This window comes from Gordonia liuliyuniae (genome assembly GCF_021738805.1).
GTDB lineage: Bacteria > Actinomycetota > Actinomycetes > Mycobacteriales > Mycobacteriaceae > Gordonia > Gordonia liuliyuniae.
In genome coordinates, this window is sequence record NZ_JAKKOR010000005.1 from 145,789 (window position 1) to 170,859 (window position 25,071).

Sequence of the window (25,071 nt, forward strand, 5' to 3'; positions counted from 1 at the left end):
GTCATCCCACGACTCGGGATGATAATTCGGTCAGCAATGGTTCGAGCATCGGCCACTCGCCGTACCCTGACGCCGGATTGAGATGACCGGCGTCGCCGAGGTCGACGAGCCTGCTCCCCCACACTTCCGCGAGACCGGCGCCCGTCCGGTACCGGGCGAGTGGATCATCGCGACTCACCGCAAGAATCGACGGGAACGGCAGGCGCCGCCGCGAGATCGGTTCCCATCCTCGCGCCGAGAGTTCAGCTGGACGCGGATGTGGTTGCGGCCAGTCGACGCCGAAATCCGGTGGCGTCACCAACAGTGCGCCGGCGACCCGGGCGACCGCCCCGCCCGCCGAATCCTGACCGTCCGGGCCCTGGCCGGCGGCGCGCCCGCGAGCCCAGTGGACCACGGCCAGCACGCCCGCGCTGTGTGCGACGAGGATCACGGAACCATTGACTGACCTGACCGTGTCGTCGATCAGATCGGACCGCGCTGCAAGGTCGTGCCAGTCGTCGACCGCCGGGAACGGCACGGTCACCGCGTCACTGACGCGTGCGGCGTACCGTTCCTGCCAATGCTCGGGTGCGATGCCGCGCAGACCGGGGACGATGACCACGGTCGGCCCGCTCATCGCGCCACCCCCGCGGTTACCGCCCGTAGCTTCGCCACGCCGCGCGGATGCAGCCGATAGCCGATATACATGGCGGCGACAGCTGGAAGATAGACCAGCGGCGCGACTCGCAGAGCTCCCAGCAGTGTGAGGTGGTCCGCGAGGACTCCGATCAGGAACGGAGCCGCCGCCAGTCCGAGCAGGTTGTTCGCCAATGTCAGGGTGCCCATTGCGGACGCCTGCACCGACCTGTGCGTCAACGACGCAACCGTCGCGGCCGCCGTTCCCGAGCAGCCGGCACAGAAGAACGCACCGATCCCCAGCAGGATCAACTGGCCGGGCCCTGTCTCGAGCCGAAACGCCGTGAGCAGCGCGATGAAGGCCACACCACAGAATGCGATGCCGATCGTCCACTTCCGTGTCGTGTCTGTGCGACTCACCCTGTCCGCGGCACAGCCGCAGACGATCATCCCGCTGCCGACCAGCATCACGAACACCGCCGCGGTACCCGCCGCTTCGTCGACGCCCATACCGTACGACTCTTTGAAGTACGTCGGAAGCCAGGTGAGCATCACCGCCGCCATGAACATCTGCAGGCCGCTACCGATGTACGCACACATCACCGCGGGGTTGGTGAACAGGCTCGACAACGGGGCACGTACCGCTGGCGGCAACTCGCCGGTCTCCGGCTCAGGCGCGACGTCGGTCGACGTGACGTCATCGGCCTCGCGCGGGCTCTCGTTGCGCGGGTTCTTGTTGCGCCCCGGTCCGTTGTACTGACTTCTGCGGACGCGGACCTCGGTGACGATCAGTTTGAACGCTGCCACGAGCAGGAGCCCGAGGACCGCCATCGCACCGATCGACCACCGCCACCCGACGTGCACGGCGACCACTCCGCCGATCGCGGTGCCGATCATGGTGCCGAACGATCCGCCGGCCATGAACGCCGCGGAGAGTGCGGCGTGGACACGTGGCGCGAACAGTCCGAGGACGAGGGCAATGCCGACGCTGCCGTACGCTGCCTCCCCGGCTCCGACGAAGAAGCGCGCGATCAGGAGTTGCTCGTAACTCTGCGCGAAGGCACATGCGAGCGTCGCCAGCGACCACACCACCGCCATGACGGTCAGGCTGCGAACACGACCCCACCGGTCGGCGAGGATGGACACGGGGAGGGTGAGTAGGCCGACCATCAATGCGACGACCGAGATCAGTGATCCCAGTTGTCCTTTGTCGAGGTCGAGCTCCTGGCCGAGTGGCACGAAGACGGCCGAGAGCACCTGTCGCGACATGTAATCGGACAGGAGCAGCGCGAACGCCAAGGCGAAGACGATCCACGGATAGAGCCGTCGGCGGGACGGGTGCCCCGCCGACCGCTCCACCGCGTCCGACATGTCGACACCCGGGCGAGGAGACATGAGGGCCATTGTTCTCGGATTCCTATGCGTGCTGGGTGAATCCGAGCTGACCCGGCTGGCGGTTCGGCGCGTAGCCGAGCTTGGCGAGAGTGTCCTCGACCGAATCGTACTGCTCGCCGATGCGGTAGATGTCGCGCGCCTCTTTGCCGTTCGCGACCTCACGACCCAGTTCCTCGCTGATGCGGACGAGTTGCCGGACCTGATCGACAGAGGTGATCTTCTCGCCCTTTCGCCGCCAGATGGTGTCTTCGTTTCCGCAGCGCGTGTGCAGTCCCATGGCGATGGCCAAGGTGCTGACGGGAAGCACCGAACGCATCAGGGTCTCCAAGGTCAACATGGCTCCGTCCGGGACGCGTTGCATGAAGTTCGCGATGTTGTACGGATTCGGGCCGTCGAAGCCGCCCCCGATCCCGACCCAGGTCAGGTTCAGCGGGCCCATGTACTTTCCGCGTCGAATGAGCCTCTCGACAGTCTCCAACTGAGGAATCGACGACAGCTGGAAGTGCGGCTGAATGCCGTTCGCGGTGAGGCGACGCAGATGCTCCTCCACCCACTCCGGGCCCGCGGGCACCGTCATCTCCCGATACGTGTCGTACAGCTCCGGGCGCTGCATCGACGTGCCCGCGATGTCGTCGTCCGTCATCAACTCCATGATGTTCATCTGGCTGGTGTTGATCGCGATGGTCACCTGGTCCGGCTTCGGGTCGAGTTCAGCAAGCATGTGCCGCGTGTCGTCCGATAGCCATTTGGCGTCGGCGCCCTCGCCTTCCGGCGCGAACGAGATGGACCCGCCGACTTGCAAGATCATGTCCGGCACGGCCTCGCGCAGACCGGTCAGCAGTTCGTTGAACTTCGACAGACGCTTGCTTCCCTTGCCGTTCTCTTCACGGACGTGAATGTGCAGCACCGTCGCACCCGCCTCGTAGCAGTCGACGGCCTGTTGAACGTGCTGGTCCATCGTCAGGGGCAGGTCTTCGGCGAAATCGTCGACCTCCCATTCCGGCCCGTACGGGGCGACGGTGATGACCTGCTTCTCCTGGACCTCGGGGAACAGGGCGTCGTCGTGGAAGTGCATGGTGTTCTCCTCATATGTGAGCTGCTGCAGTTGCTGCAGTGCTGGGGCTGGTTGATATCGGGTCGTGCAGGTTTCGGAGTGGTCAGAAGGGGCGGTCACCGACGATTCCGGCGCGTTCCATTCGGCGGACCGCTGGCCAGTAGTCCTGGACGGCGTAGTGCTGTGTGCATCGGTTGTCCCAGATCGCGAAGCTGTCCGGCGTCCACCGCCAGCGGACCTGGAACTCCGGGACCGACGCCTGCCGGATCAGGTACTGCAGCAACTCGGCCGCACCCGGCGCGTAGTCGTACCCGAAGCGAATGTTCTCCGGCGTGTGATAGTTCGTCAGATGGGTCGCGAACGAGTTGACGAACAGGATTCTCTGTCCGGTGTCGGGGTGAATGCGGACCACCGGATGCTCGGCGTCGGGGAATGCCCTGTGCAGCTCCGCACGTTGTTCGTCCGGCATCGCAGCACCGAAGCTGGCCTCGATCGAATGGCGGGCGCGGAGCCCGTCGATGCGGGCCTTGACCTCTGGTGGCAGCGCCGCATAGGCGGCGACCATGTCGACCCAGATGGTGTCACCGCCGACGGACGGACCGTCGACACATCGGAGCACGGACCCGAACGGCGGGCACGCCCGCCAGGTCGCGTCGCAATGGAATGCGTTCTCATAGTGTTCCGGCGGGCTGTCGAGATCCTTGTAGATCCGCACCAGGCCCGGGTGCTCGGGATCGGATGCGAGAATCGGGTGCGGTTCGAGGTCACCGAACCGGCGCGCCAGGGCGACGTGGTCGCGTCGACTGATGGATTGGTCCCGGGCGAACAGGACCTTATGCTCAGTCAACAGCGATCGGAGCTCGGCGAACAGCACGTCGTCGTGCGCGACTGCAGCCAGGTCGACGTCAAACAGCTCGGCACCGAGGTTGGCGGTGAGACGTTCCGCCCGGATCTGGGAGGGATGGCGCTCCTCGGGGATGGACGCGCGTGTGAGGGTCATGTGCCCTGGTCCTTTCTGCCTGGTCAAACGGTGAGAATCGAGGAGCCGGTCAGCATGCCGGACTCGAGTTCGGAGTGGGCTCGGGCCACGTCGGCGAGCGGATAGGTCTGGTTGATCCGGATGTGGATGCGGCCCGCTGCGATGTGATCGAAGAGCTCGCTCGCCAGTTCCGCACGTTCGCCCGGATCGGCGATGTAGTCGGCGAGGCCGGGACGAGTGACGAACAGCGATCCCTTGAGTGCCAACTGCATCGGGTCGATCGCTGGGATCGGACCTGACGAGGCGCCGAAGCAGACGAGGAGGCCGCGCCGCGCGAGGCAGGCCAAGGACGTCTCGTAGGTCGCTTCGCCGATGCTGTCGAGAGCGACCTGGACGCCTGCGCCGTCGGTGATCTCACGCACTCGCGCGGCGGTGTCTTCGTCTCGGTAGTAGACGATGTGGTCTACCCCGTGCGCGCGGGCGATCTCGCCCTTCTCTGCCGTCGAGACCGTGCCGATGACGGTGAGACCGAGGAGCTTGGCCCACTGTGCGACGATCAGTCCCACTCCGCCGGCTGCAGCGTGCAGCAGAATCGTGTCGCCGTCGCGGTAGTGATGAATACGACGCATGAGGTACGCGGCAGTCAGTCCGCGCATGGTGCATGCGGCAGCCGTCTCGAAGGAGATCTCGTCAGGCAGCGGGATCAGATGTCGGGCAGGCAGCACGAAGTCTGTGCTATATGCGCCGAGCGGAGAACCGGTGTACGTATAGGTGACGCGGTCACCGGGAGAAAAGTCTGCGACATCGTCGCCGACCGCTTCGACGACGCCCGAGGCTTCGACCCCCATCCCGTTCGGCAGCGGCACCGGGTAGAGGCCGGTCCGGTAGTAGATGTCGGCGAAGTTGAGGCCGACGGCGTAATGCCGGACACGGACTTCGCCCGGGCCGGGCTCGCCCGTCACGACATTCTCGAGTCGCAGAACGTCAGGCCCTCCAACCTCGTGGAAACGGATTGCTTGCGTCATTCAGATCGTCGTCCTCTCGTGCGGCCATTACGGTCAGCGTGGTGTGATGCGAACGACACTATGGCCGAGCCCAGCGCTAAACTGTTCTCCTCGGGACAAGTTTCTATTCTGATCGGGACACATAGTGTCGTGAACCACTCAAGGAGACTCGGTGTGAAGCCACTCGCTCGATACGCGTCGCTGGCCAACTTCGTCGAGTTGGCGAGGTCGCTCGATCTAGAACCGGTAAGGCTCCTACGGTCGGTTGGGCTCGATCCGGGCGGCGTCGCGCTCCAGGACCGTTGGATTCCAGCATCGGCCGTCGCCGACCTTCTGGAGCGCACCGCCGCGCAAGCACGATGCGACGACCTCGGTACTCGGCTCGCCGAACTGCGGAGACTCTCCCATCTGGGGCCGCTCAGCCTGGTACTCCGCGAGGAGCCGGACATCCGAAGCGCCCTGACGCTCCTCATCCGCCACGAGCGCATGTACAACGAGGCGCTTCATACCAGCCTTCGCGTCGCGGACGGGGTGGCCACGGTCCGAGTGGATCTCGACCTGGGCAGGCCCGGCGCCGACCGCCAATCCATCGATCTGGCGGTCGGGGTCCTGTACACGCTCATGCGAGAGTTGTCCCCGCCCACATGGCGGCCGCTCGCGGTGTCGTTCGTGCACTCGCCACCGGTGAACTCGGGCACATCGCTCCGCTTGTTCGGCGGCCTCGCTCGGTACGACAGGGCGTTCAACGGGATCACAATGTACGAGGCAGATCTCGACCGTCGGATCCGGGAGTCGGATCCGCAACTTCTCCACTACACGAGGCGAATGCTCAGCGGGGAGGGCGCCGACACCCGGCCCGCCGTCGCGGTGCGGACTCGACAACTGATCGAAATGCTGCTGCCGACGGGCAGATGCTCGGTCGAGCAGGTCGCCCGCAGCCTGGGAGTGGACCGCCGGACCGTCCACCGACGGCTCGCCGCCGAAGGGACAACGTTCACCGCCGTCGTCGACGACACGCGTGCCGGGCTCGCGGGACACCTGGTGGCGAGTCGCCTGTACTCGTTCGCAGAGATCGCGGCCACTCTCGGCTTCTCCAGCCCGTCGAACTTCTCACGCTGGTTCCGTGGTCGATACGGCTGCACTCCGCGGCAATGGCGAACAGCCGGCGGGCCTCATGCGCCCGCCGCGCGCCTCACGTCAGATCTTTGACGATCGACTCGGCGAGATCGGTCGCGGTCAGCCCGACGTCGTTGAGGATCTGATCGCGCGTCGAGTGCGCGATGAACTCCTGTGGGACGCCCCGCTGACGGACCGGCGTCGACACGCCTGCGTCGGCCAGCGCTCGGGCGACGGCTCCGCCGACACCGCCTTGCACGCCGCCGTCCTCGAGCGTCACCACCAGTCGATGGTCGCGCGCGAGGACCGAGATCGATCCGGGCACCGGAAGCACCCACCGCGGGTCGACGACGGTCGCTGTCACCGAGTGCGACGCCAGGTTCTCCGCGACATCGAGGGCCAACTGCGCGAACGCGCCGACACCGACGATCAGGACGTCGGCCCCGTTGTCGCCGCCGTCCGCGAGGACGTCGACGCCGTCCGACGTCCGACGTAGCGCCGGAATGTCGTCGGGCACTCCGCCTTTGGAGTATCGGACCGCGGTCGGGCCGTCGGCGACGTCGAGGGCCTCGGCGAGCTCTTCACGCACGCGGATCTCGTCGCGCGGGGCTGCCACCCGCATGCCCGGCACCAACGACATCAGCGACAGATCCCACATCCCGTGGTGGCTCGGACCGTCCGGGCCGGTGACGCCGGACCGGTCGAGGACCAGGGTCACCGGCAGCTTCAACAGCGCGACGTCCATCAGCAACTGGTCAAACGCGCGGTTGAGGAACGTCGCATAGATCGCGAGGACCGGGTGCATGCCGCCCAGCGCGAGACCGGCCGCCGACGTCATGCCGTGCTGCTCGGCGATCCCGACGTCGAACATGCGGTCCGGAAACCGTTCGCCGAACGGAACGAGTCCGGTGGGCCCGGGCATCGCGGCGGTGATCGCCACGACTTCCGGGCGTCGCTCCCCTTCCTCGACGAGAGCGTCGGAGAACACCGACGTCCAGTCCTTCACGGCGACCGACGTGGCTTTGCCAGTGGCCGGATCCATCTTGCTAGTCGAATGCATCTGCTCGGCCTCGTCGGCTTCGGCGGGCGCGTACCCCATGCCCTTGCGGGTCACCGCGTGCACGATCACCGGGCCGCCGAACGCCTTCGCGCGACGCAGCGCCGCTTCCAGCGCCTCCAGATCGTGCCCGTCGACGGGGCCGACGTACTTGAGTCCGAGGTCGGCGAACATCGCCTGCGGCGACACCAAATCCTTCACACCGCTCTTCATGCCGTGCAGGACGGCGTACGCGGCGTCGCCGACGACGGGGAGCCCGCGGAGCTTGCGTCGACCCGCGGCGAGGACCCGTTCGTAGCCGGGTTGGAGTCGGAGCGCGGACAGGTTCTTCGCGAGCCCGCCGATGGTCGGCGCATACGACCGCCCGTTGTCGTTGACGACGATCACGACGGGACGGTCGCCGTCGGCGATATTGTTGAGCGCCTCCCAACACATGCCGCCGGTCAGCGCACCGTCGCCGACGACTGCGACGACGGTCCGCTCGCGTTCGACGGCCGACAGATGCCCTGGCGTCTTCGCCGCCAGCTCGAACGCCTTCGCCATTCCGTCGGCGTTCGACAATGCCGCAGACGCGTGCGACGACTCGATCCAGTCGTGCGGACTCTCGGTGCGGTCCTGGTAGCCGGTGAGGCCGCCACGCTGACGCAGCGTGTCGAACCCGCCCTTGCGTCCGGTGACGATCTTGTGCACATAGCACTGGTGCCCGGTGTCGAACAGGATCGGGTCGATCGGGGACTCGAACACGCGGTGGATCGCGAGCGTCAACTCGACGACGCCGAGGTTCGGTCCGAGGTGACCTCCGGTCGCCGCGACCTTCTCGATCAGGAAGCCGCGGATCTCGGACGCCAGCTGCTCGAGTTCCGCTGGCGAGCACGCCCGCACATCAGCCGGTGAATCCACTCGATCCAGCACTCCCATGTGCGGTCCCTCCTCAAGAAACGGTGATCTGGACCAGTCTACGGATTCGACGCCACACTACTGAGTCAGCACCGCCATGCCCTCGACATGATGGGTCATCGGGAACGCGGCGAATCCCTGCCACGCACGCACTCGATAGCCCTGCGCCGCGAATCTGCCGAGGTCGCGGGCGAACGCCGCAGCATCGCATCCGACGTGCACCACGGCCGACGGCGATGCCGCGACGATGGCGTCGACGACGTCGGCTCCGGCGCCCGACCGCGGCGGATCGGATACGACGACGTCGGGGTCGGTGAGGTCGGCGATCGTCGCCGCAACCTGTCCGCGGTGGGTGACGGCCGGCTCGCCGGCGAGGACGCGGTCGGCTGCCGCGAGCGCGCCCGGATCGGTGTCCACGATGTCGCTGCCCGTCACCGTGAATCCGCCGTCGGCGTCGCACAGCGCCGCGGTGAACACGCCCGCGCCGCCGTACAGATCCCAGAGGTGCACGTCGCCGGTGACGCCGACCGTCTCGAGCAAGTCGACGGCCGTCGCCGAGTAGACGTCGGGCGCGTTGCGGTGCGCCTGCCAGAAGCCGGTCACCGGAATCGACCAGGTCCGCTTCCCCACCGTGTACTCGACGTGCGGACGGCCTTCGACGGTGCGGACCGTCCGCGGCGCGCTGCGCGCCGATCGGGCGCGCTGGGCGCGTCCTCGCCGATCCTTGCCTCGACCGCCTGCGTGCGTGGGCGCCGAGAGTTCGGCGATGTGGCGCCGACCGTCGCTGCCGACCGCCAGCACCAGTTCGGTCCCCGCCGCGCCGCCCAACTCGGCGATGCCATCGAGCAGCCCCGCCACGGGTGCCGCGCACGGCACCGTCACCAGTTCGGCGGACTTGCGCCCGCGCAGGCCGACCGTCCCGTCGGCCGCGACTGCGAGGCGCGTCCGCACCCGCCACCCGGTGACCTCATCGCCGAGCGCGGCGACCGTCGGCGCTTCCAGACCGTCCGAGGAGAATCTGCCGATGCGTGTCAGCACGTCGCTTAATGCGACGGCTCCGAGTTCGCGCGCGTAGTCGGCGTCGACGAACGACAGGTCGCAGCAGCCAGCGCCTGCGGCGGCCGCACGGCACTGCTCGTCCACCCGGTGCTCACTGGCGTCGAGGACCTCGACGACCGCAGCCCGCGCGAACGACGCCTTTCTGTCGTCGACGATGCGGGCGCGTACCCGTTCGCCGGGCAACGCACCAGTGACGAAGACGACGCGTCCGTCGTGCCGGGCGACGCCAGCCCCGCCGTTCGCGTATCCGGTGACGTCGAGATCGAGATCGGCCATAGGACTACTGATCCTCCGAAGTGAAACCGCGTCGCACGTCGCCGGGCGCCACGTACTGGCTTTGCATCCGCCTGCCTCGGCTCTCCGAGGACGTCAACTGCCACGGCACGGACGTGACCATGACGCCGGGTTCGAACAGCAGCCGCGTCTTGAGTCGCAGCGCCGACTGGTTGTGCAGGATCTGCTCCCACCAGTGACCGACAACGTACTCCGGGATGAATACGGTGACGACGTCGCGCGGCGATTCCCGTCGCAACCGGCGCACATACGTGATGATCGGCCGGGTGATCTCCCGGTACGGCGACGCGACCACCTTCAACGGCATGGTGATGTCGCTGGCCTCCCATTCGGCGACGAGCTTGCGTGTGTTGCGATCGTCGACGTTGACCGTGACGGCCTCCAAGACGTCGGGCCGGGTGGCGCGGGCGTAGCGCAGTGCACGACGCGTCGGCAGGTGCAGCGACGAGACCAAGACGATCGAATGCGTTCGACTCGGCAGGACCGCATCGTCGCCGTCGCCGTCGTCGGCGTACTCGATCTCCCGCTCGACGGACGAGTAGTGCCGGTGGATGAGCTTCATCAGCACGAAGAGCACCATCATCGCGAGCACCGCCATCCAGGCTCCCGCGGTGAACTTCGTGACGAGAACGATCACCAGGACGGTGCCGGTCATCAGCATTCCGATCGCGTTGATGATCCGTGCCCGGATCATCCGCCTGCGCGCGTCCGGATCGCTCTCGGTCTTGAGATGCCGCGTCCAGTGCCGCACCATGCCTGTCTGGCTGATCGTGAACGACACGAACACGCCGACGATGTACAGCTGGATCAGCGAAGTCACTTCGGCGCCGAACGCGACGACGAATCCGACGGCGACCAGCGCGAGGAAGACGATGCCGTTGGAGAACGCGAGACGGTCGCCGCGTGTGTGCAGCTGGCGCGGCAGGTAGCGGTCCTGCGCGAGGACCGAACTGAGCACCGGGAAACCGTTGAACGCGGTGTTCGCGGCCAATATCAAGATGAGCGCGGTGACGACGGCGATCGCGTAGAAGCCCGGCGGGAATCCGTGGAATACCGCTTCGGCGATCTGCGCGATGATCGACTTCTGGTGGTAACCGTCCGGAACCCCCGACAGGTCCTTCGCCGGGTCGAGCACGTACTTGGCCCCGACCTCCTGCGCCAGCATCACGATGCCGAGCAGCAAGAAGATCGAGAACCCGCCGAGCATCAGGAGAGTCGACGCGGCGTTGCGCGACTTCGGTTTACGGAACGCCGGGACACCGTTGCTGATTGCTTCGACGCCGGTGAGCGCTGCGCAACCGGACGAGAACGAGCGAGCGATCAGGAACACCATGGCGAATCCGACGAGACCGTTGTTCTCGGCGATGATGCCGAAGCCGCTGGTCTCCGCCTCGACCGTGTCGCCGAGCACGAAGATCTGGACGAAGCCCCAGATGAGCATGGCGGCAACGCCGATGATGAACCCGTAGGTCGGGATCGCCAGGATCGAGCCCGACTCCTTGACTCCACGCAGATTGACGGCAGCGATCACCGCGATCGCCGCCACACAGAACCACACCTTGTGCTCGTGGACGAATGGGAGGGCCGAACCGATGTTCTCCGCCGCCGAGGTGATCGACACCGCGACCGTGAGCACGTAGTCGACGAGCAGCGCCGCGGCGACAGTCAGCCCGGCGTTAGGCCCCAGATTGACCGTCGCGACCTCGTAGTCGCCACCGCCAGACGGATACGCGTGAACGTTCTGCCGATAGCTGGCGACGACCACCACCATGACGACCGCCACCGCCAGCGCCACCCACGGCGCGAACGTGAACGCGCTGATCCCGGCCACCGACAGCACCAGGAAGATCTCCTGCGGCGCATACGCGACCGACGACACCGCGTCTGACGCGAACACCGGCAGCGCGATCCGCTTGGGCAGCAACGTATGGCCGAGGCGATCGCTGCGGAACGGTCGGCCGAGCAGCAGTCGCTTCGCTGCCACCGACACCTTCGTCATCGTGGACACGGAGCAACACTAGGTCATTTCCTGAAAGGTGGGCCATTTCCCAGACGCTTTCTGTGGCACTTATCGGGGACGCCCTTCTCCCAACCGGCCGAACCGGCTGCGCCGCACGCCGAGGAGGGTGCGTTTAAGCCCGCCGGGAAGTATCGTCTCCCAGCGTGCGAGTGATCATCATGGGCTGCGGCCGAGTCGGATCGTCCCTGGCCTTGGCCATGTCCGACCGGGGGCACGACGTCGTCGTCATCGACCGGAATCCCGATGCCTTCCGGCGTCTGGGTGAACGGTTCACCGGGCGGACCGTCACGGGCGTCGGATTCGACCAGGACGTCCTGACTGAGGCCGGCATCGACTCGTGCGACTCGTTCGCGGCGGTTTCCTCGGGTGACAACTCGAACATCATCTCCGCGCGCGTCGCGCGCGAGACGTTCGGCGTCGAACGTGTCGTCGCTCGAATCTACGACGCGAAGCGCGCGGCCGTGTTCGAACGTCTGGGCATCCCGACGGTCGCGACCGTGCCGTGGGCCACCGAGCGTTTCGTGGCCGCTCTCGGCGAGACGTTCACCACGCCGGTCTGGCACGATCCGTCGGGCTCGCTGGTGATGGCGGTCACCGAGGTCCACGAGTCGTGGATCGGTGTCGACGCGCAGCGATTCCAGGAGCACACCGGCGCCCGGATCGCGTTCATCCACCGACTCGGCAGGCCGATCCTCCCGGAGCAGCGCACCGTGATACAGCAGGACGACGAACTGTACGTCGCCGCCCTGTCCGCGAACGTCGACCACGCGCGAGCCGTCGCAGCCGCCGAATTCCAGGAGTGAGCCAGCCGTGAAAGTCGCCATCGCCGGAGCGGGAGCCGTCGGACGCGCCATCGCTCGCGAACTGTTGCAGAACGAGCACGATGTGACGCTGATCGAGCGGGACCGGACCCACATCGACGTCGAGGCCGTCAGTGGGGCCACCTGGCTGCACGCGGACGCCTGCGAGCTCGACGACCTCGAACGCGCCGAACTGCAGACGTTCGACGTGATGGTCGCCGCCACCGGCGACGACAAGGCCAATCTGGTCGTCAGCCTCCTCGCAACAACCGAGTTCGCGGTCAACCGTGTCGTCGCCCGAGTGAACGATCCACGCAACGAATGGCTGTTCAACGACGACTGGGGCGTCGACGTCGCCGTCTCGACTCCCCGAATGCTCGCCTCACTCGTCGAGGAGGCCGTCTCCGTTGGAGATCTGGTGCGCCTCATGACGTTCCGTCAGGGACAGGCGAACCTCGTCGAGCTCACGCTCCCCGATGACACACCGCTGGCGGGTAAGGCCGTACGCAGACTGCAGTTGCCGCGCGATGTGGCGTTGGTCGCGATCATCCGCGGCAAACGCGTCATCGTCCCCGAACCCGACGATCCCCTCGAGGGCGGCGACGAACTCGTGTTCATCGCACCGGAGGAAGCCGAGCGGGAACTGCACTCCGCCATGAAGGTCCCCGTGTAGGTCGCGCCCCGGGGCGGCTCGACCCACCGGGACACGGGACTTTCGTCCCTGCCTGCGCCGTCCTACGTCCCGACCTCGTTCCGCGAGACGAGACGTCTACCACGATGCGTAGTAGATGCTGTCGGAGAGTGGTCAGATCGGTGACAGGTGGCGTTCGCGCGCCGCCTGACACCGTTCAGCACCTGTGAGGAGCACTCCGACATGATCTCGACCGACGCACGCACCATGATCGAGGCGACCCTGCCCGTCGTCGCCGCACACATCGAAGAGATCACCGCGAACTTCTACCCGCGGATGTTCGCCGAACATCCCGAACTGCTGTCTGATCTGTTCAACCGAACCAACCAGAAATCCGGATCGCAGTCGACGGTGCTCGCCGGGTCGATCGCCGCGTTCGCCACCCTTCAGCTCGATTACGATGCGGCGGCGCAACGCGGGATCATCGAACGGATCTCACATAAGCACGCGTCTCTCGGCATCATCGCCGACCAGTACCCGATCGTCCACAAGCATCTGTTCGCGGCTATCGTCGAGGTGCTCGGCGATGCGGTGACGCCGGAGGTCGCGGCCGCATGGGACGAGCTCTACTGGGAGATGGCGAATGTCCTCATCGGCCGCGAGAACGAGCTGTACGCGCAGGCGGGTGTCACCGCCGGACAGGTGTGGCGGACGGTGCGGATCGTCGAACGCGACCAGGTGTCGCCGGACGCCGTCTCGTTCACCCTCGCCTCGGTCGACGGGGATCCGCTCCCCGACTTCGTCCCCGGCCAGTACGTCTCGGTGCAGGTGCCACTCGAGGACGGCGCCAACCAGATCCGCCAGTACAGCCTCACCGGTCGTGTCGGCGACCCGACGTGGCGCTTCAGCGTGAAACTCGACGGCGAGGTCTCGACCTGGCTGCACGAGCACGCGTTCGAAGGAGACGACCTGTCGGTCAGCACGCCGTTCGGTGATCTGACGCTCCCCGACGACGGCGGCCCACTGCTGTTGGCGTCCGCGGGCATCGGGTGCACCCCGATGATCGGCTTGCTCCACCACCTCGTCGCGACCGGAGACACTCGGCCGGTCCAGGTGATGCACGCTGACCGTTCCCGCGCCCGTCAGCCGCACCGCGGCGAGCTCGGCAGGCTGGTGGCGCAACTGCCGGGGGCTACCCTGTACCAGTGGTATGAGCACGGCGTCAGCGCCGAGCCCACCACGCGCATTGGCCTGATCGATCTCGCCGACGTCCCGGTCGACCCGTCCTCGACCGCGCTCGTCTGTGGGCCCACCGGATTCATGTCGTCGGTCCGTGACGCTCTGGTGGACCGGTCGCTGTCGGCCGAGCGCATCCAGTTCGAAGCCTTCGGAGGTACCCGGTGACAGCAAGCCTGGCCGCGAGCCACGCCCTCGCACTCGCGCTCACATTCATCTGGCTCGGCATGGTCGCGGCGATCTCGTTCATCGAGGCCCCGCTGAAGTTCCAGGCCCCCGGCATCACTATCCCGCTCGGCCTAGGCATCGGCAGGCTCGTGTTCCGCGCGTTGAACACCGTCGAAGCCGTGTGGGCCGTCGCGATCGTCGTGGCGCTGGTCGTCGGCAGCTGTTGGCCGACGACGGCGCTCGTCGCGGTCGGCGTGGCGGCGGCCGCCCTGGTGGTGCAGATCGTCGCAATCCGGCCGGTTCTGTCGCGTCGCACCGACGCGGTACTCGCCGCTCCGGACGATGTGCCCGTGCACCGGAGCCACGCTCATCTCTGGTACGTGGCGTTCGACCTGATCAAGGTCGCGTCACTGATCACGCTGGGAACCAGCCTCATCCTCGCCTGACCCGCGCCTGATTCAGCCACCACCGCCTGCCACCCGAGCGTGCTCGGGTGGCAGGCGGGGTGTCGGTCGGCAGGGTTAACAATCTGCAGGGCCAGCCAGGTCAACGGCGTCACTCGTCGACGGCGTGCAGCTCGTATTCGGGGTTGTAGACGACCTTCATGCCGTCGGCGTGGGCGACTCGACCACGCACCGTCAGACGACGGCCCGGTTCGATACCGGGGATTCGGTTGCGACCCATCCACTTGAGCAGGACCGTGTCGGTCCCGTCGAAGAACTCGGCGCGCACACCCGAGTGGGTGTTGCGTGAGCACGTCTCGACCGATCGGAGCTCGCCGATCATCACGGCTTCGTCGCCTCGGCTGCAGTCGCTCGCGCGTTGCGCGCCCGTCGCCCGCTCGACGTTCGCCGCTTCGGACTCACGCTGTACTCGCTCGTCCTCGACGTTCTCGAGATCCTCGGTGAGCATCTTGCCCAACCGCTTGAGCAGACCTGTGTTCGCCATCCCCATCCTCCGGGCATCGCTGTAGTGACTCGCTTTCGAGCCTCACCCTACTCTCCGTGCACCATGGTCGTATGACCACCGTGATCGTGATGCCGGGCACCGGCTCAGACGCCGACTTCGCCGCCCGGGTGTTCGGGTCCTCCGTGCGCGACGCAGGCGCGTCGCTGGAATGCCTGGAGCCCGAACCAAACCTCGTCGGCAGCTACCTGACCAGGATCGATGCCATCGCCGACCGTGGCGATCGGGTGATCGTCGGCGGCGTATCGATCGGTGCCGCGATAGCCCTGGCGTGGGCGTGCGATCCGGCTCGGTCGGCGCGGTGCGACGGCGTCCTCGCCGCCCTCCCGCCGTGGACCGGGCGTCCCGACGGATCGGTGGCCGCGCAATCGGCTCAGGTCACCGCCGACAGTATCGACCGGGACGGGCTCGACGCGACAGTAGCGGCGATGGCCGCGTCGAGCCCGGCGTGGCTTGGAACCGAACTCGCTCGGTCGTGGCGGGCCCTGTACCCGCGGGGGCTCGTCACACAGTTGCGGGCGGCCGCGACCTACGTCGCGCCCACACTCGACGACATCGCGCGCCTTCCGGTGCCACTCGGCGTAGCGGTCGCCCCCGACGATCCGTTGCATCCGGCCGTCGTCGGCCGCTCGTGGGCCGATGCGGCGCCACGATCGGCTGTCACCGACACACCGCTCACCGAGTTCGGCCCGGACGAACGGCTCCTCGGCGACGCCTGCTGGGCGGCGCTCGCCTCGGCCGGACGGCGCTAGAGCGGCCCCGCTCTGAGCGTCCGCCACTGGTTTCAGCGGCGGAACACCTCAGCGGCGGAACACTCAGCGGCCGCGCCTGCGCCGCAGCCGGGACAGCGCGGACCCTTGCGACGGGGCCTGCGGGGGCTCCTGCTCGTCGACGACCGGCTCGTCGACGATCGGCTCGTCGACGATCGGCTCCGGTCCTGCCGCGTCCGGGTCGAGTGCCTCGTCGAGAACGTCTGGTGCTTCGCTGAAGACCGTCGCGCTCGCACTCTGTGCCACCGCGCCACCGGGATGCACGTCCTGGGCGCTCTCGGTGCCCGAGCCCCCGGCCGACGCCGACGGTGCGTCGGTCAACAGTTGGGACGTCGGTGCCGCGGCCTCCTCTTCCGTCGCCCGTTGACGCTGCGCGGCAGCGACCTGCTCGGAGAGAACCGGCGGCAGCACGATCGGCAACACCTCACGCGGCGGGTACGGCTGGTCGCCTCGTCGGACGACCGTCTCGGCGAGGACTGCGCGCGCCAACTGACCGAGTTGTTCCCCGGCCTCCTCCGGGCCGCTGGCCATGCAACGGACCATCCAGCGCGGGCCGTCGACGCCGATGAACCGATGCATCCCGCCGGGCACCCGGGCGACGATCTCTCGGCCCCAGTGGCCGTCCTCGATGGACGTCGTCGCGCCGTCGGACCGCAGCGATTCGGCGAGTTCACGGACCACTTCGCGCCAGAGGCCGCCGCTACGCGGAGCCGCGAACGCGTGGATCCCGATCCGACCGACGGGCGTCACGAGGTAGACAGCCTCCGGATCGTGGTCGGCCGACATCTCGACGGTCACCTGGCCGCCTTCGACGACCGGCATCAGCACCGACCCGAGGTCCAGGTGTGAGTTCGCCAGCTCATCCGGCGCGTTCGCCAGGTCGTCGATGTCGTACGGGCCGTCAGCCTCACCGATCTGCTTCTTGTCACTCATATCTCACGCCTTCCCGTCTGAAAGGATCGCGTGGCCGCCGCTGGATCCGTATCCGCCTGCGCCGCGCACGGTGTCATCGAGTTCATCGACTTCGACGACCGCAGGCAACTCGACACGCTGGACGAGCAGTTGAGCAATCCGATCGCCGCGCGCGATGGTGATCGGCGTGTCGAGGTCGTGATTGATCAGACAGACTTTGATCTCGCCGCGATACCCCGCGTCGATGGTTCCAGGAGTGTTCACGATCGACAGCCCCGCGCGGGCGGCGAGGCCCGAACGCGGGTGGATCAGCCCCACGGTGCCGACCGGCAGCGCAATCGCCACGCCGGTGCCGACGAGTTGACGTCGACCGGGCGCCAACTCGAGGTCAGTCGCCGCGTACAGGTCGATGCCCGCGTCGTCTGCGTGGGCTCGGACCGGGAGCGGAAGACCTGAGTCGAGTCGTTTGATGCGCAGCGGCGGGTACGCCTCTGGCGGGTTCATTCCTGGGGTCTGCCCTGGGGTCTGCATGGTCACCCCCGCACAGTACTAGCCGACCGTCCGACTAACCTGGGCTGCGTGACCGAATCTGCCACGACCGGCTCCGCACGCGGAAATAGATACACCGAGCGACTCACTACCCCCTGGTGGTGGTGGATCGCCGGAGCCGTGCTGGCGGTGGTGATCGGCGTCGAAGTTCAGATGGCCGGCTACTACCAGGCATGGACGTGGGCGGTGTATCCGATCCTCGTCGTGCTGTTCGGGTGGGGCCTGTGGTCCATGGGCCGCACCCAGGTGGTGGTGGACGCCGACGGTTCCCTGCAGGCGCACAAGGCGATGCTTCCTCGCGAGGTGATCGCCCGCGGCACTGCCATCGCGCCGTCCGCCAAGAGCGCGGCGATGGGCCGCCAGCTCGACCCGGCCGCGTACTTGATGCATCGGTCCTGGATCAAGTCCATGGTCCTGCTGGTCCTTGAGGACCCGGACGACCCGACGCCGTACTGGCTCATCTCCACACGCCATCCCGACCGGATCCTCGCGGCCCTGAAAATGACGGACGCCGCACAGGACTGAGTCCCGTACGGCGTTCATCGCGGTGCGCCCAATCGACCTTCTATAACCCAGTCGACCTTCTATGCCCAGTCGACTCTTATGCCCAGTCGACCCTTATGCGCAGTCGACACAGATCAATTCGTTGCCGTGCTGTTCTGCCAGACGGTTGCGGTGGTACACGAGGAAGCAGCTCGTGCACGTGAACTCGTCGTCCTGTTTGGGGACGACGCGCACCGAGAGCTCTTCGCCCGAGAGGTCCGCACCGGGCAGTTCGAACGACTCCGCGGTGTCGCCTTCGTCGACATCGACATCGCCCGACTGCGCCTCGTTCCGGCGCGCCTTCAATTCTTCGAGCGAATCCTCGGCGAGATCGTCGTCGTTGGTCCGTCGCGGCGCGTCGTAGTCAGTTGCCATTATCTGCCTGCCTGAGTCTTTGTCGTATTGCTGGTGTCCGGTCGTTCATCGCTGAACTGACCTGGTTTATTCCCGGTAGGCCAATCTCGCTGGGGCGACGCGCTTATGGCCCGCCACACCATCTCAAGTCCCATTTGTTATGACCTTGGGCGCCCGTACTTTAGGTGACTCGGCATGTGATGTCAACACCCTCGCCTCATTAGTCTGAACGACCGACAGATCGACTCGAAGATACACGCCGGAGCCGCGTCCCGGCGCGCCACCGCCACCGCATGCGTGTCGCACGATTAGAGTGGTGCCGACCCGCCCCTCACGGAAGAAGGTGCTCAGCGACGTGGTCTCGAGAATCGCCACCGGTTACACGACCGACGCGAAGGGGCGACCGTTTCTCCGTCGCAACTTGCGGCCCGGATTGATCGTCGTCACGATCCTCGCGATCGTCGCCGTCGCGGGATGGGTGTTCGTCGTCTCAAATGACGACGACGAGTCATACCCGACCGACTGCAACATCGCCGATTCGGCGAAACTCGCCCCGGTCAGCAGTTCCGACATGTTGAGCATCGGCCCCGCTCCGTTGTCGACCTTCGGCGTGCGGGTCCTCAACGCTGCGGCCGACCGCGGTTCGGCGCAGTCGGTGAGCGATGACCTGACGTCGTTGGGTTACCGCGCCGCCGATCCTCCGTACGCCGACGACACCGTGTACACCAATCGCGATCTGCACTGCGTCGCACAGATCCGTTTCGGGCAGGACGGCCAGGCCGCAGCCGCCGCGGTCTGGTTGGCCGCGCCGTGCGCCCAGCTGGTCAACGACGGACGTAAGGGCACCGACGTCGACATCGCGCTCGGCGAGTACTACACGTCGACGCAACCGACCCAGGACGCGCAGGCTGCTATCGAGGCGCTCCGAGTCGCCGCTCCCACCCTGAAACAGTCACCGGTCGACTCGTCCCTGCTCGACGCGGTCCACAACCAGACCTGCTGACCGGCCGCCCCGGACACCATGAGTCCCCACACACCATGAGTCCCCGGGCATCATTGCTCGCCGGGCAGGGGGCCTGTCGCGCCGATCTCGTCGAGGACGGCGAAGAAGGCGTCGGCGATCCCCGGAGCCGCCGCGATCGTGGCGTCCCCGTCGCTCGAGCGTGAGTCGGCCGGCGGCAGCACGACGCGCGCGCCGGCCTCGGCCGCGACCAGACCGCCCGCCGCCCAGTCCCACGGGCTCAGCCCGTGCTCGATGTGGGCGTCGACCGCACCGGACGCCACCATGCAGAGGTCGAGGGCGCCTGCACCGATCCGACGAAGGTCCCGCACCCGCGGCAACAGCTGTGCCATGAGCGCACCCTGCTGAGCTCGCCGCTCCGCGTTGTAGGCGAACCCGGTAGCGACGAGAGCGAATGCGACATCGTCGATTGGGTTGGCACGCAACCGGACCGGTTCGCCGATCGGCTCCTGCGCGGTGCCTGCGCACGCGTACGCACCGCCACCGCTCCATGCCCAGTACGTCACCTGCCGCGCGACGTCGACCACCGCGCCCGCCACCGAGCGCCCGTCGACCTGCGCGGCGACCGACACCGCGTACGCAGGCACGCCGTACATGAAGTTGACGGTGCCGTCGATCGGATCGACCACCCAGCGGACTCCGTCCGGTACGTCGACGCTTCCGCCCTCCTCCTCCCCGAGAATCGTCTCGTCTGGGCGCTGGGTCCGCAGGAGCTCACGGATGAGCGTCTCGGTCTCGGTGTCCGCGAGGGTCACCGGATCGGTCGGGGTCGACTTGGCGCTCACCGCCGTCTCGCCCGTGCGTGTCCCGGTGGGAGGGAACAGCTCTGCCCGTCGGGTGCGGACGTGGTGGGCGGCCGTCTCGGCCACGGAGCGGGCGACGGCGGCGAGTTCTGCGGCATGGTCGGAGGAACTGGTCACACAGTGGAGTCTACGGCGGGCCGTCAGTGCCTTAGTGTGGGCGATCAGACAGACTGTTCTGCGAACCGTCTGCCGCCGAACTGCTCTGGGCGAACCGTCAGGTATCGCCGGGACACGCCGGTGCGTCGGTTCGCTCCCGGCTCCCGCTCACACGAAAGCGAGTCCACCGATGACCGACGCACCGGAAGGCGCAGCGCTCGGGCGCGTAAGTTACCTCGGCGCCGACAGCACTCCATCGCCCGCTCCACATCTGGGGTTCGGCATCGACATCGGCGGTTCGGGAGTGAAGGGTGCGATCGTCGATCTGCGCACCGGCTCATTCGTCGGCGACCGACACCGGGTGGACACGCCGCAGCCCGCGACGCCGGACGCGGTAGCGCGGACGTGCCGCGACATCACCGACAGCTCTGGATGGACGGGCCCCGTCGGACTCACCGTGCCCGGCGTGGTGCGCGACGGCGTCGTCCGATCGGCGGCCAACATCGACGCGTCGTGGGACGGCGCGGACGTCCACGAACTGTTCGGCAGGCACCTCGGCGGGCGTACCGTCGCAGCCCTCAACGACGCCGACGCGGCAGGACTCGCCGAAGTTCGGTTCGGCGACGAGCCCGGACTCGACACCGGCACGGTGATACTTCTGACATTCGGCACCGGCATCGGTTCCGCGCTCTTCCACAATGGAGAACTCGTCCCGAACACCGAGTTCGGGCACCTCGAAGTCGGCGGGAAGATCGCCGAGGCACGGGCGTCGGCGAAGGTCCGCAAAGACCACGGGTGGTCATATCGCAAGTGGTCAGGAAAGGTGTCGCGGGTCCTCGCGCACTACGAACGGATCTTCTCGCCGAAGCTGTTCATCGTCGGCGGCGGAATCAGCCGAAAGGCCGACGTGTGGATCCCGATGTTGACCATCGACACGCCGGTGGTGGCCGCGAACCTGCGCAACACCGCGGGCATAGTAGGCGCTGCGATGGCCGTTGACGAGGGTCTGCGCATGTGAGCTTCGCGGCGACGAGAGTTACAATGGAACACATCGGTCCCGCACCGAAGCCTCTAGCCCCTTCGCCCACGGCGTCACGTCCGGTTTCTGGACGCGAACAGCCGTGCCGCCCGTGAGAACAGTCGAAAGGTTGTACGTGGCAACCACACAGTCACCCGACGCGTCCGTCGAAGCCGTAGGCGAGTCCGCCCCAGCTACGAAGACCCCCGCCAAGAAGGCTCCGGCCAAGCGGGCCCCCGCCAAGAAGGCCGCGGCAAAGAAGGCTCCCGCCAAGAAGGCGGCAGCCAAGAAGGCTCCCGCGAAGAAGGCGGCAGCCAAGAAGACCGCAGGCAAGAAGGCCACGTCGCCCGCCGACGACAACGTCGTCGTCGACGATGATCCGGCAGGTCTCGACGAGGTCGACGACGCCGATATCGATCTGGCCGACGAAGACCTGGTAGTCGACGACGCGAAGCCCGTGAAGGCCAAGGCCAAGGCGAAAGGAAAAGCCAAGGCCGACGAGGAACCCAAGTCCGGCGACTTCGTCTGGGACGAGGAAGAGTCCGAAGCTCTCCGCCAGGCCCGCAAGGACGCCGAGCTCACCGCGTCGGCCGACTCGGTCCGCGCCTACCTCAAGCAGATCGGCAAGGTCGCCCTCCTCAACGCCGAGGAGGAGGTCGAACTCGCCAAGCGCATCGAAGCGGGTCTGTTCTCCACCGAGCGCATGCGCCGCATCATGGAGTCGGGCGAGAAGCTGACCGTCGCCCAGCGTCGCGACCTCTCGTGGATCGCGCGTGACGGCAACCGCGCCAAGAACCATCTCCTCGAAGCGAACCTCCGCCTGGTGGTCTCGCTCGCCAAGCGCTACACCGGGCGCGGCATGGCGTTCCTGGATCTCATCCAGGAGGGCAACCTCGGACTGATCCGCGCCGTCGAGAAGTTCGATTACACCAAGGGCTACAAGTTCTCCACGTATGCCACCTGGTGGATCCGTCAGGCGATCACCCGCGCGATGGCCGACCAGGCTCGCACCATCCGCATCCCGGTGCACATGGTGGAGGTCATCAACAAGCTCGGCCGCATCCAGCGAGAACTCCTTCAGGATCTGGGCCGCGAGCCCACCCCGGAAGAGCTCGCCAAGGAGATGGACATCACGCCCGAGAAGGTGCTGGAGATCCAGCAGTACGCGCGTGAGCCGATCTCTCTCGACCAGACGATCGGCGACGAGGGCGACAGCCAGCTCGGTGACTTCATCGAGGACTCCGAGGCCGTGGTCGCGGTCGACGCGGTCAGCTTCACCCTGCTGCAGGATCAGCTGCAGGACGTCCTGGACACGTTGTCCGAACGCGAGGCGGGCGTCGTTCGCCTCCGATTCGGACTCACCGACGGACAGCCGCGCACCCTCGACGAGATCGGGCAGGTGTACGGGGTCACCCGGGAACGCATCCGTCAGATCGAGTCGAAGACCATGAGTAAGTTGCGCCACCCCAGCCGTTCGCAAGTCTTGCGCGACTACCTGGACTAGCGCGCCCAACGCTGGACAATCGACGCTCAAGTCAGACGTGCGGTACGACACACCCGGGATTCTCGGGAACAAATGCTCTGCCCCGTACGTCTGACAAGGTGTAGCCATGATGGATCGACAAGGATCTGTCATCTGAAGGGACGGAGGAAGCCATGCCTGACATCGCAACGCCCGACACTGTCGTCTCCACCGGTCTGACTGCCGCCGATCGCTGTGATCGTTGCAGCGCCGCGGCCAAGGTGCGTGCCGAGCTCCCGACGGGCGGAGAGCTCCTCTTCTGCCGTCACCACTACAACGACCACGAGGCGCGCCTCGTCGAGCTAGGCGCAGTGGTGTCGATTTCAGACTGACGCCGCCCCGCGCGGACGACACACGCAGACGACATCAGAAAAGGGAGGCGAGCCGATCATCGGCTCGCCTCCCTTTCTGTGCTCTGCTGTTCCCAGGGACCCGCTACCTCCAGGTTCGCAAGGCACTGATCCGTTCCTTGAGCTGGTCGGCCGTCGCCATCGCGGTCGGCGGCCCGCCGAGACGCGTCCGCAACTCGCTGTGGACTGCCGAGTGAGGTTTGCCGGTGCGCTGATTGTGCAGGGCCACGAGCGTGTTGAGTTCTTTACGCAACGCCATCAGATTCTCGCCGGTGCCGCGTTCGGCGGCATTCGGCGCCGCGCTGGCCTGATCGGCTTCCCGGACCCGCGACGTACTGCGGTTGGTGACCTGCTGCGCCTGACGCTGCTGGAGCAGCGTGCGCACCTGGTCTGCGTCGAGGAGTCCTGGCAGACCGAGGTAGTCCGACTCCTCGTCGGAACCGACGAGCGTCGTCGTGCCGAACGACGACCCGTCGTAGATAACCTGGTCGAGTTCGGCGTCGGCGTGCAGTGATTGGAACGACTTCTCCTCTTCGCCCGGCTCGTCTTTACGCTTGTTCGCGTCGGTGACCAGCGCGTCGTCGAGTCCGTCGGACTCTCGGTGCGGCTTGCCGAGCACGTGGTCACGTTCCGCTTCGAGTTCGCTCGCGAGCTGCAAGAGCACCGGGACCGACGGCAGGAAGACGCTCGCCGTCTCGCCGGGGCGACGCGACCGCACGAAGCGGCCGATCGCCTGCGCGAAGTACAGCGGCGTCGACGCGTTGGTCGCGTAGACGCCGACCGACAGCCGGGGCACGTCGACACCTTCGGACACCATGCGGACGGCGACCATCCACTCGTCGGTGGAGTTCGAGAACTCTTCGATCCGCGCCGACGACTTCGGGTCGTCGGACAGCACGACGGTCGGCTTGGTTCCGGTGATCGAGTGCAGCAGGTCGGCGTAGTCGCGGGCATTCTGCTGATCGGTCGCGATCACGAGCCCGCCCGCGTCGGGCACACCGGACTCACGAAGTCGGATCAGCCGCCGGTGCGCGGCGGTGAACACCGCGTAGATCCAGTCACCGTGCGGGTCGAGTGCGGTACGCCACGCTCGTGCCGTCTGCTCGGCCGACAGCGGCTCTCCCAGGCGCGCGGTGAACTCCTCGCCCGCACTGGTACGCCAACTCGCCTCGCCGGAGTACGCCAGGAACACCACGGGGCGAACGACGCCGTCACGGAGCGCCTCCGAGTAGCCGTAGGAGCTGTCGGCACGTGACCGCTGCCCGCCCCCCGGTTCGGGTTCGTAGGTGACGAACGGGATCGGCGAATCGTCCGACCGGAAGGGGGTTCCGGTGAGCGCGAGACGTCGGGTGGCGTCGCCGAAGGCCTCGCGGATGCCGTCTCCCCACGACTTGGCGTCGCCGCCGTGGTGGATCTCGTCAAGGATCACCAGGGTCCGGTACTGCTCGGTGCGGACGCGGTGCCGGAACGGGTGGGCGGCGACCTGCGCGTAGGTGAGGACGACGCCGTCGAAGTCCGAACTGGTCGACCCCGTGGAGTTGGAGAAGTTCGGGTCGAGCGCGATGCCGTTGCGTGCGGCGGACGCCGCCCACTGGTGCTTGAGATGCTCGGTGGGCGCGACGACGGTGATGCGTTCGATGGAGCGGTCGGCGAGCAGTTCGGCTGCGACGCGGAGGCCGAACGTGGTCTTGCCTGCGCCCGGCGTCGCGACGGCTAGGTAGTCCGTCGGATTCGCCGTCAGATATTTGGTGAGCGCCCGCCGCTGCCACGCGCGCAGCGGCGCCCCCGATGCGATTCGGCGGTCGGTGTCGACATCGGTACTGGTCACCTTGCTCCTGACAG

25 protein-coding genes are annotated in these 25,071 nt (G+C 67.0%); 11 read left to right on the top strand and 14 right to left on the bottom strand.

What is annotated here, in order from left to right:
- Position 1: 1 nt before the first annotated feature.
- The 5 genes from L5G33_RS06270 to L5G33_RS06290 form a co-directional block, all read right to left on the bottom strand.
- Positions 2 to 616: an RBBP9/YdeN family alpha/beta hydrolase gene (locus L5G33_RS06270; protein ID WP_236997303.1), complete on the bottom strand. Its 615-nt coding sequence runs from the start codon at positions 614 to 616 to the stop codon at positions 2 to 4.
- Entirely contained in the window at positions 613 to 2,019 is a 1,407-nt protein-coding gene (locus L5G33_RS06275) for an MFS transporter (protein WP_372476865.1), read from the bottom strand. The genes L5G33_RS06270 and L5G33_RS06275 overlap by 4 nt, the downstream gene beginning before the upstream one ends.
- A gap of 13 nt (positions 2,020 to 2,032) precedes the next feature.
- The gene (locus tag L5G33_RS06280; RefSeq protein WP_236997305.1) at positions 2,033 to 3,085 is read right to left on the bottom strand and encodes a beta-keto acid cleavage family enzyme; all 1,053 of its coding nucleotides are present in this window, start codon (positions 3,083 to 3,085) and stop codon (positions 2,033 to 2,035) included.
- 82 nt (positions 3,086 to 3,167) lie between these two features.
- Positions 3,168 to 4,064 carry a TauD/TfdA dioxygenase family protein gene (locus tag L5G33_RS06285; protein WP_236997306.1) on the bottom strand — a complete coding sequence of 299 codons (897 nt, stop codon included), beginning with the start codon at positions 4,062 to 4,064 and terminating at the stop codon, positions 3,168 to 3,170.
- A 23-nt stretch (positions 4,065 to 4,087) separates the two neighbouring features.
- Positions 4,088 to 5,068 (bottom strand): quinone oxidoreductase family protein, encoded by a 981-nt coding sequence (locus tag L5G33_RS06290; RefSeq protein ID WP_236997307.1) that lies wholly within the window; start codon positions 5,066 to 5,068, stop codon positions 4,088 to 4,090.
- Positions 5,069 to 5,221: 153 nt separating this feature from the next.
- On the opposite strand from L5G33_RS06290, the gene L5G33_RS06295 reads away from it, so the two are divergent.
- Complete coding sequence (locus L5G33_RS06295) at positions 5,222 to 6,256, top strand: AraC family transcriptional regulator (RefSeq protein ID WP_236997308.1); 1,035 nt, start codon at positions 5,222 to 5,224, stop codon at positions 6,254 to 6,256.
- Here L5G33_RS06295 and dxs read toward each other — a convergent pair.
- The 3 genes from dxs to L5G33_RS06310 are packed head-to-tail and all read right to left on the bottom strand — an operon-like array spanning position 6,240 to position 11,478.
- Positions 6,240 to 8,138 (bottom strand): 1-deoxy-D-xylulose-5-phosphate synthase, encoded by a 1,899-nt coding sequence (gene dxs, locus L5G33_RS06300; RefSeq protein ID WP_236997309.1) that lies wholly within the window; start codon positions 8,136 to 8,138, stop codon positions 6,240 to 6,242. The genes L5G33_RS06295 and dxs overlap by 17 nt on opposite strands.
- 57 nt (positions 8,139 to 8,195) lie before the next feature.
- Complete coding sequence (locus L5G33_RS06305; protein ID WP_236997310.1) at positions 8,196 to 9,452, bottom strand: class I SAM-dependent RNA methyltransferase; 1,257 nt, start codon at positions 9,450 to 9,452, stop codon at positions 8,196 to 8,198.
- Positions 9,453 to 9,456: 4 nt separating this feature from the next.
- Positions 9,457 to 11,478 (bottom strand): APC family permease, encoded by a 2,022-nt coding sequence (locus L5G33_RS06310; RefSeq protein ID WP_236997311.1) that lies wholly within the window; start codon positions 11,476 to 11,478, stop codon positions 9,457 to 9,459.
- 155 nt (positions 11,479 to 11,633) lie between these two features.
- Here L5G33_RS06310 and L5G33_RS06315 point away from each other — a divergent pair, with 155 nt between their 5' ends.
- The 4 genes from L5G33_RS06315 to L5G33_RS06330 all read left to right on the top strand — a co-directional run bounded on the left by L5G33_RS06315 (position 11,634) and on the right by L5G33_RS06330 (position 14,771).
- Positions 11,634 to 12,293: a potassium channel family protein gene (locus tag L5G33_RS06315; RefSeq protein ID WP_236997312.1), complete on the top strand. Its 660-nt coding sequence runs from the start codon at positions 11,634 to 11,636 to the stop codon at positions 12,291 to 12,293.
- A 7-nt stretch (positions 12,294 to 12,300) separates the two neighbouring features.
- Positions 12,301 to 12,963 carry a potassium channel family protein gene (locus L5G33_RS06320; protein WP_236997313.1) on the top strand — a complete coding sequence of 221 codons (663 nt, stop codon included), beginning with the start codon at positions 12,301 to 12,303 and terminating at the stop codon, positions 12,961 to 12,963.
- Positions 12,964 to 13,164: 201 nt separating this feature from the next.
- Positions 13,165 to 14,325 (top strand): globin domain-containing protein, encoded by a 1,161-nt coding sequence (locus tag L5G33_RS06325; RefSeq protein WP_236997314.1) that lies wholly within the window; start codon positions 13,165 to 13,167, stop codon positions 14,323 to 14,325.
- An 8-nt stretch (positions 14,326 to 14,333) separates the two neighbouring features.
- Positions 14,334 to 14,771: a hypothetical protein gene (locus L5G33_RS06330; RefSeq protein ID WP_236997636.1), complete on the top strand. Its 438-nt coding sequence runs from the start codon at positions 14,334 to 14,336 to the stop codon at positions 14,769 to 14,771.
- Positions 14,772 to 14,880: 109 nt separating this feature from the next.
- Here the strand turns inward: L5G33_RS06330 and L5G33_RS06335 are convergent, their stop codons facing one another.
- Entirely contained in the window at positions 14,881 to 15,273 is a 393-nt protein-coding gene (locus tag L5G33_RS06335; protein WP_236997315.1) for an OB-fold nucleic acid binding domain-containing protein, read from the bottom strand.
- A 71-nt stretch (positions 15,274 to 15,344) separates the two neighbouring features.
- Here L5G33_RS06335 and L5G33_RS06340 point away from each other — a divergent pair, with 71 nt between their 5' ends.
- Positions 15,345 to 16,043, top strand: coding sequence for an alpha/beta fold hydrolase (locus tag L5G33_RS06340; protein WP_236997316.1), 699 nt, complete (start codon positions 15,345 to 15,347; stop codon positions 16,041 to 16,043).
- A 63-nt stretch (positions 16,044 to 16,106) separates the two neighbouring features.
- On the opposite strand, the gene L5G33_RS06345 is transcribed toward L5G33_RS06340, so the two are convergent.
- Positions 16,107 to 16,994, bottom strand: coding sequence for a DUF3710 domain-containing protein (locus tag L5G33_RS06345; RefSeq protein WP_236997317.1), 888 nt, complete (start codon positions 16,992 to 16,994; stop codon positions 16,107 to 16,109).
- 3 nt (positions 16,995 to 16,997) lie between these two features.
- Positions 16,998 to 17,504, bottom strand: a complete 507-nt coding sequence (dut, locus tag L5G33_RS06350; protein ID WP_236997637.1) for a dUTP diphosphatase — start codon at positions 17,502 to 17,504, stop codon at positions 16,998 to 17,000.
- 48 nt (positions 17,505 to 17,552) lie between these two features.
- Between dut and L5G33_RS06355 the strand changes: the two genes are divergently transcribed.
- Entirely contained in the window at positions 17,553 to 18,047 is a 495-nt protein-coding gene (locus L5G33_RS06355; protein ID WP_236997318.1) for a DUF3093 domain-containing protein, read from the top strand.
- A gap of 93 nt (positions 18,048 to 18,140) precedes the next feature.
- Here the strand turns inward: L5G33_RS06355 and L5G33_RS06360 are convergent, their stop codons facing one another.
- Positions 18,141 to 18,440: a DUF4193 domain-containing protein gene (locus L5G33_RS06360; protein ID WP_236997319.1), complete on the bottom strand. Its 300-nt coding sequence runs from the start codon at positions 18,438 to 18,440 to the stop codon at positions 18,141 to 18,143.
- 334 nt (positions 18,441 to 18,774) lie between these two features.
- Here L5G33_RS06360 and cei point away from each other — a divergent pair, with 334 nt between their 5' ends.
- Positions 18,775 to 19,422, top strand: coding sequence for an envelope integrity protein Cei (gene cei / locus L5G33_RS06365; RefSeq protein ID WP_236997638.1), 648 nt, complete (start codon positions 18,775 to 18,777; stop codon positions 19,420 to 19,422).
- A 50-nt stretch (positions 19,423 to 19,472) separates the two neighbouring features.
- Here cei and L5G33_RS06370 read toward each other — a convergent pair whose 3' ends face one another.
- Positions 19,473 to 20,360, bottom strand: a complete 888-nt coding sequence (locus L5G33_RS06370) for an inositol monophosphatase family protein (protein ID WP_236997320.1) — start codon at positions 20,358 to 20,360, stop codon at positions 19,473 to 19,475.
- Positions 20,361 to 20,529: 169 nt separating this feature from the next.
- Here L5G33_RS06370 and ppgK point away from each other — a divergent pair, with 169 nt between their 5' ends.
- From ppgK to L5G33_RS06385, 3 genes are all read left to right on the top strand, one after another.
- Complete coding sequence (gene ppgK / locus L5G33_RS06375) at positions 20,530 to 21,357, top strand: polyphosphate--glucose phosphotransferase (RefSeq protein ID WP_236997322.1); 828 nt, start codon at positions 20,530 to 20,532, stop codon at positions 21,355 to 21,357.
- A gap of 136 nt (positions 21,358 to 21,493) precedes the next feature.
- A complete protein-coding gene (locus L5G33_RS06380) occupies positions 21,494 to 22,861 on the top strand; it encodes an RNA polymerase sigma factor (RefSeq protein ID WP_236997323.1) in 1,368 nt (455 codons plus the stop codon).
- 152 nt (positions 22,862 to 23,013) lie between these two features.
- Positions 23,014 to 23,211, top strand: a complete 198-nt coding sequence (locus L5G33_RS06385; protein WP_236997324.1) for a DUF7455 domain-containing protein — start codon at positions 23,014 to 23,016, stop codon at positions 23,209 to 23,211.
- A gap of 103 nt (positions 23,212 to 23,314) precedes the next feature.
- Here L5G33_RS06385 and L5G33_RS06390 read toward each other — a convergent pair whose 3' ends face one another.
- Positions 23,315 to 25,057 carry a DEAD/DEAH box helicase gene (locus L5G33_RS06390; RefSeq protein WP_236997325.1) on the bottom strand — a complete coding sequence of 581 codons (1,743 nt, stop codon included), beginning with the start codon at positions 25,055 to 25,057 and terminating at the stop codon, positions 23,315 to 23,317.
- Positions 25,058 to 25,071: the final 14 nt, after the last annotated feature.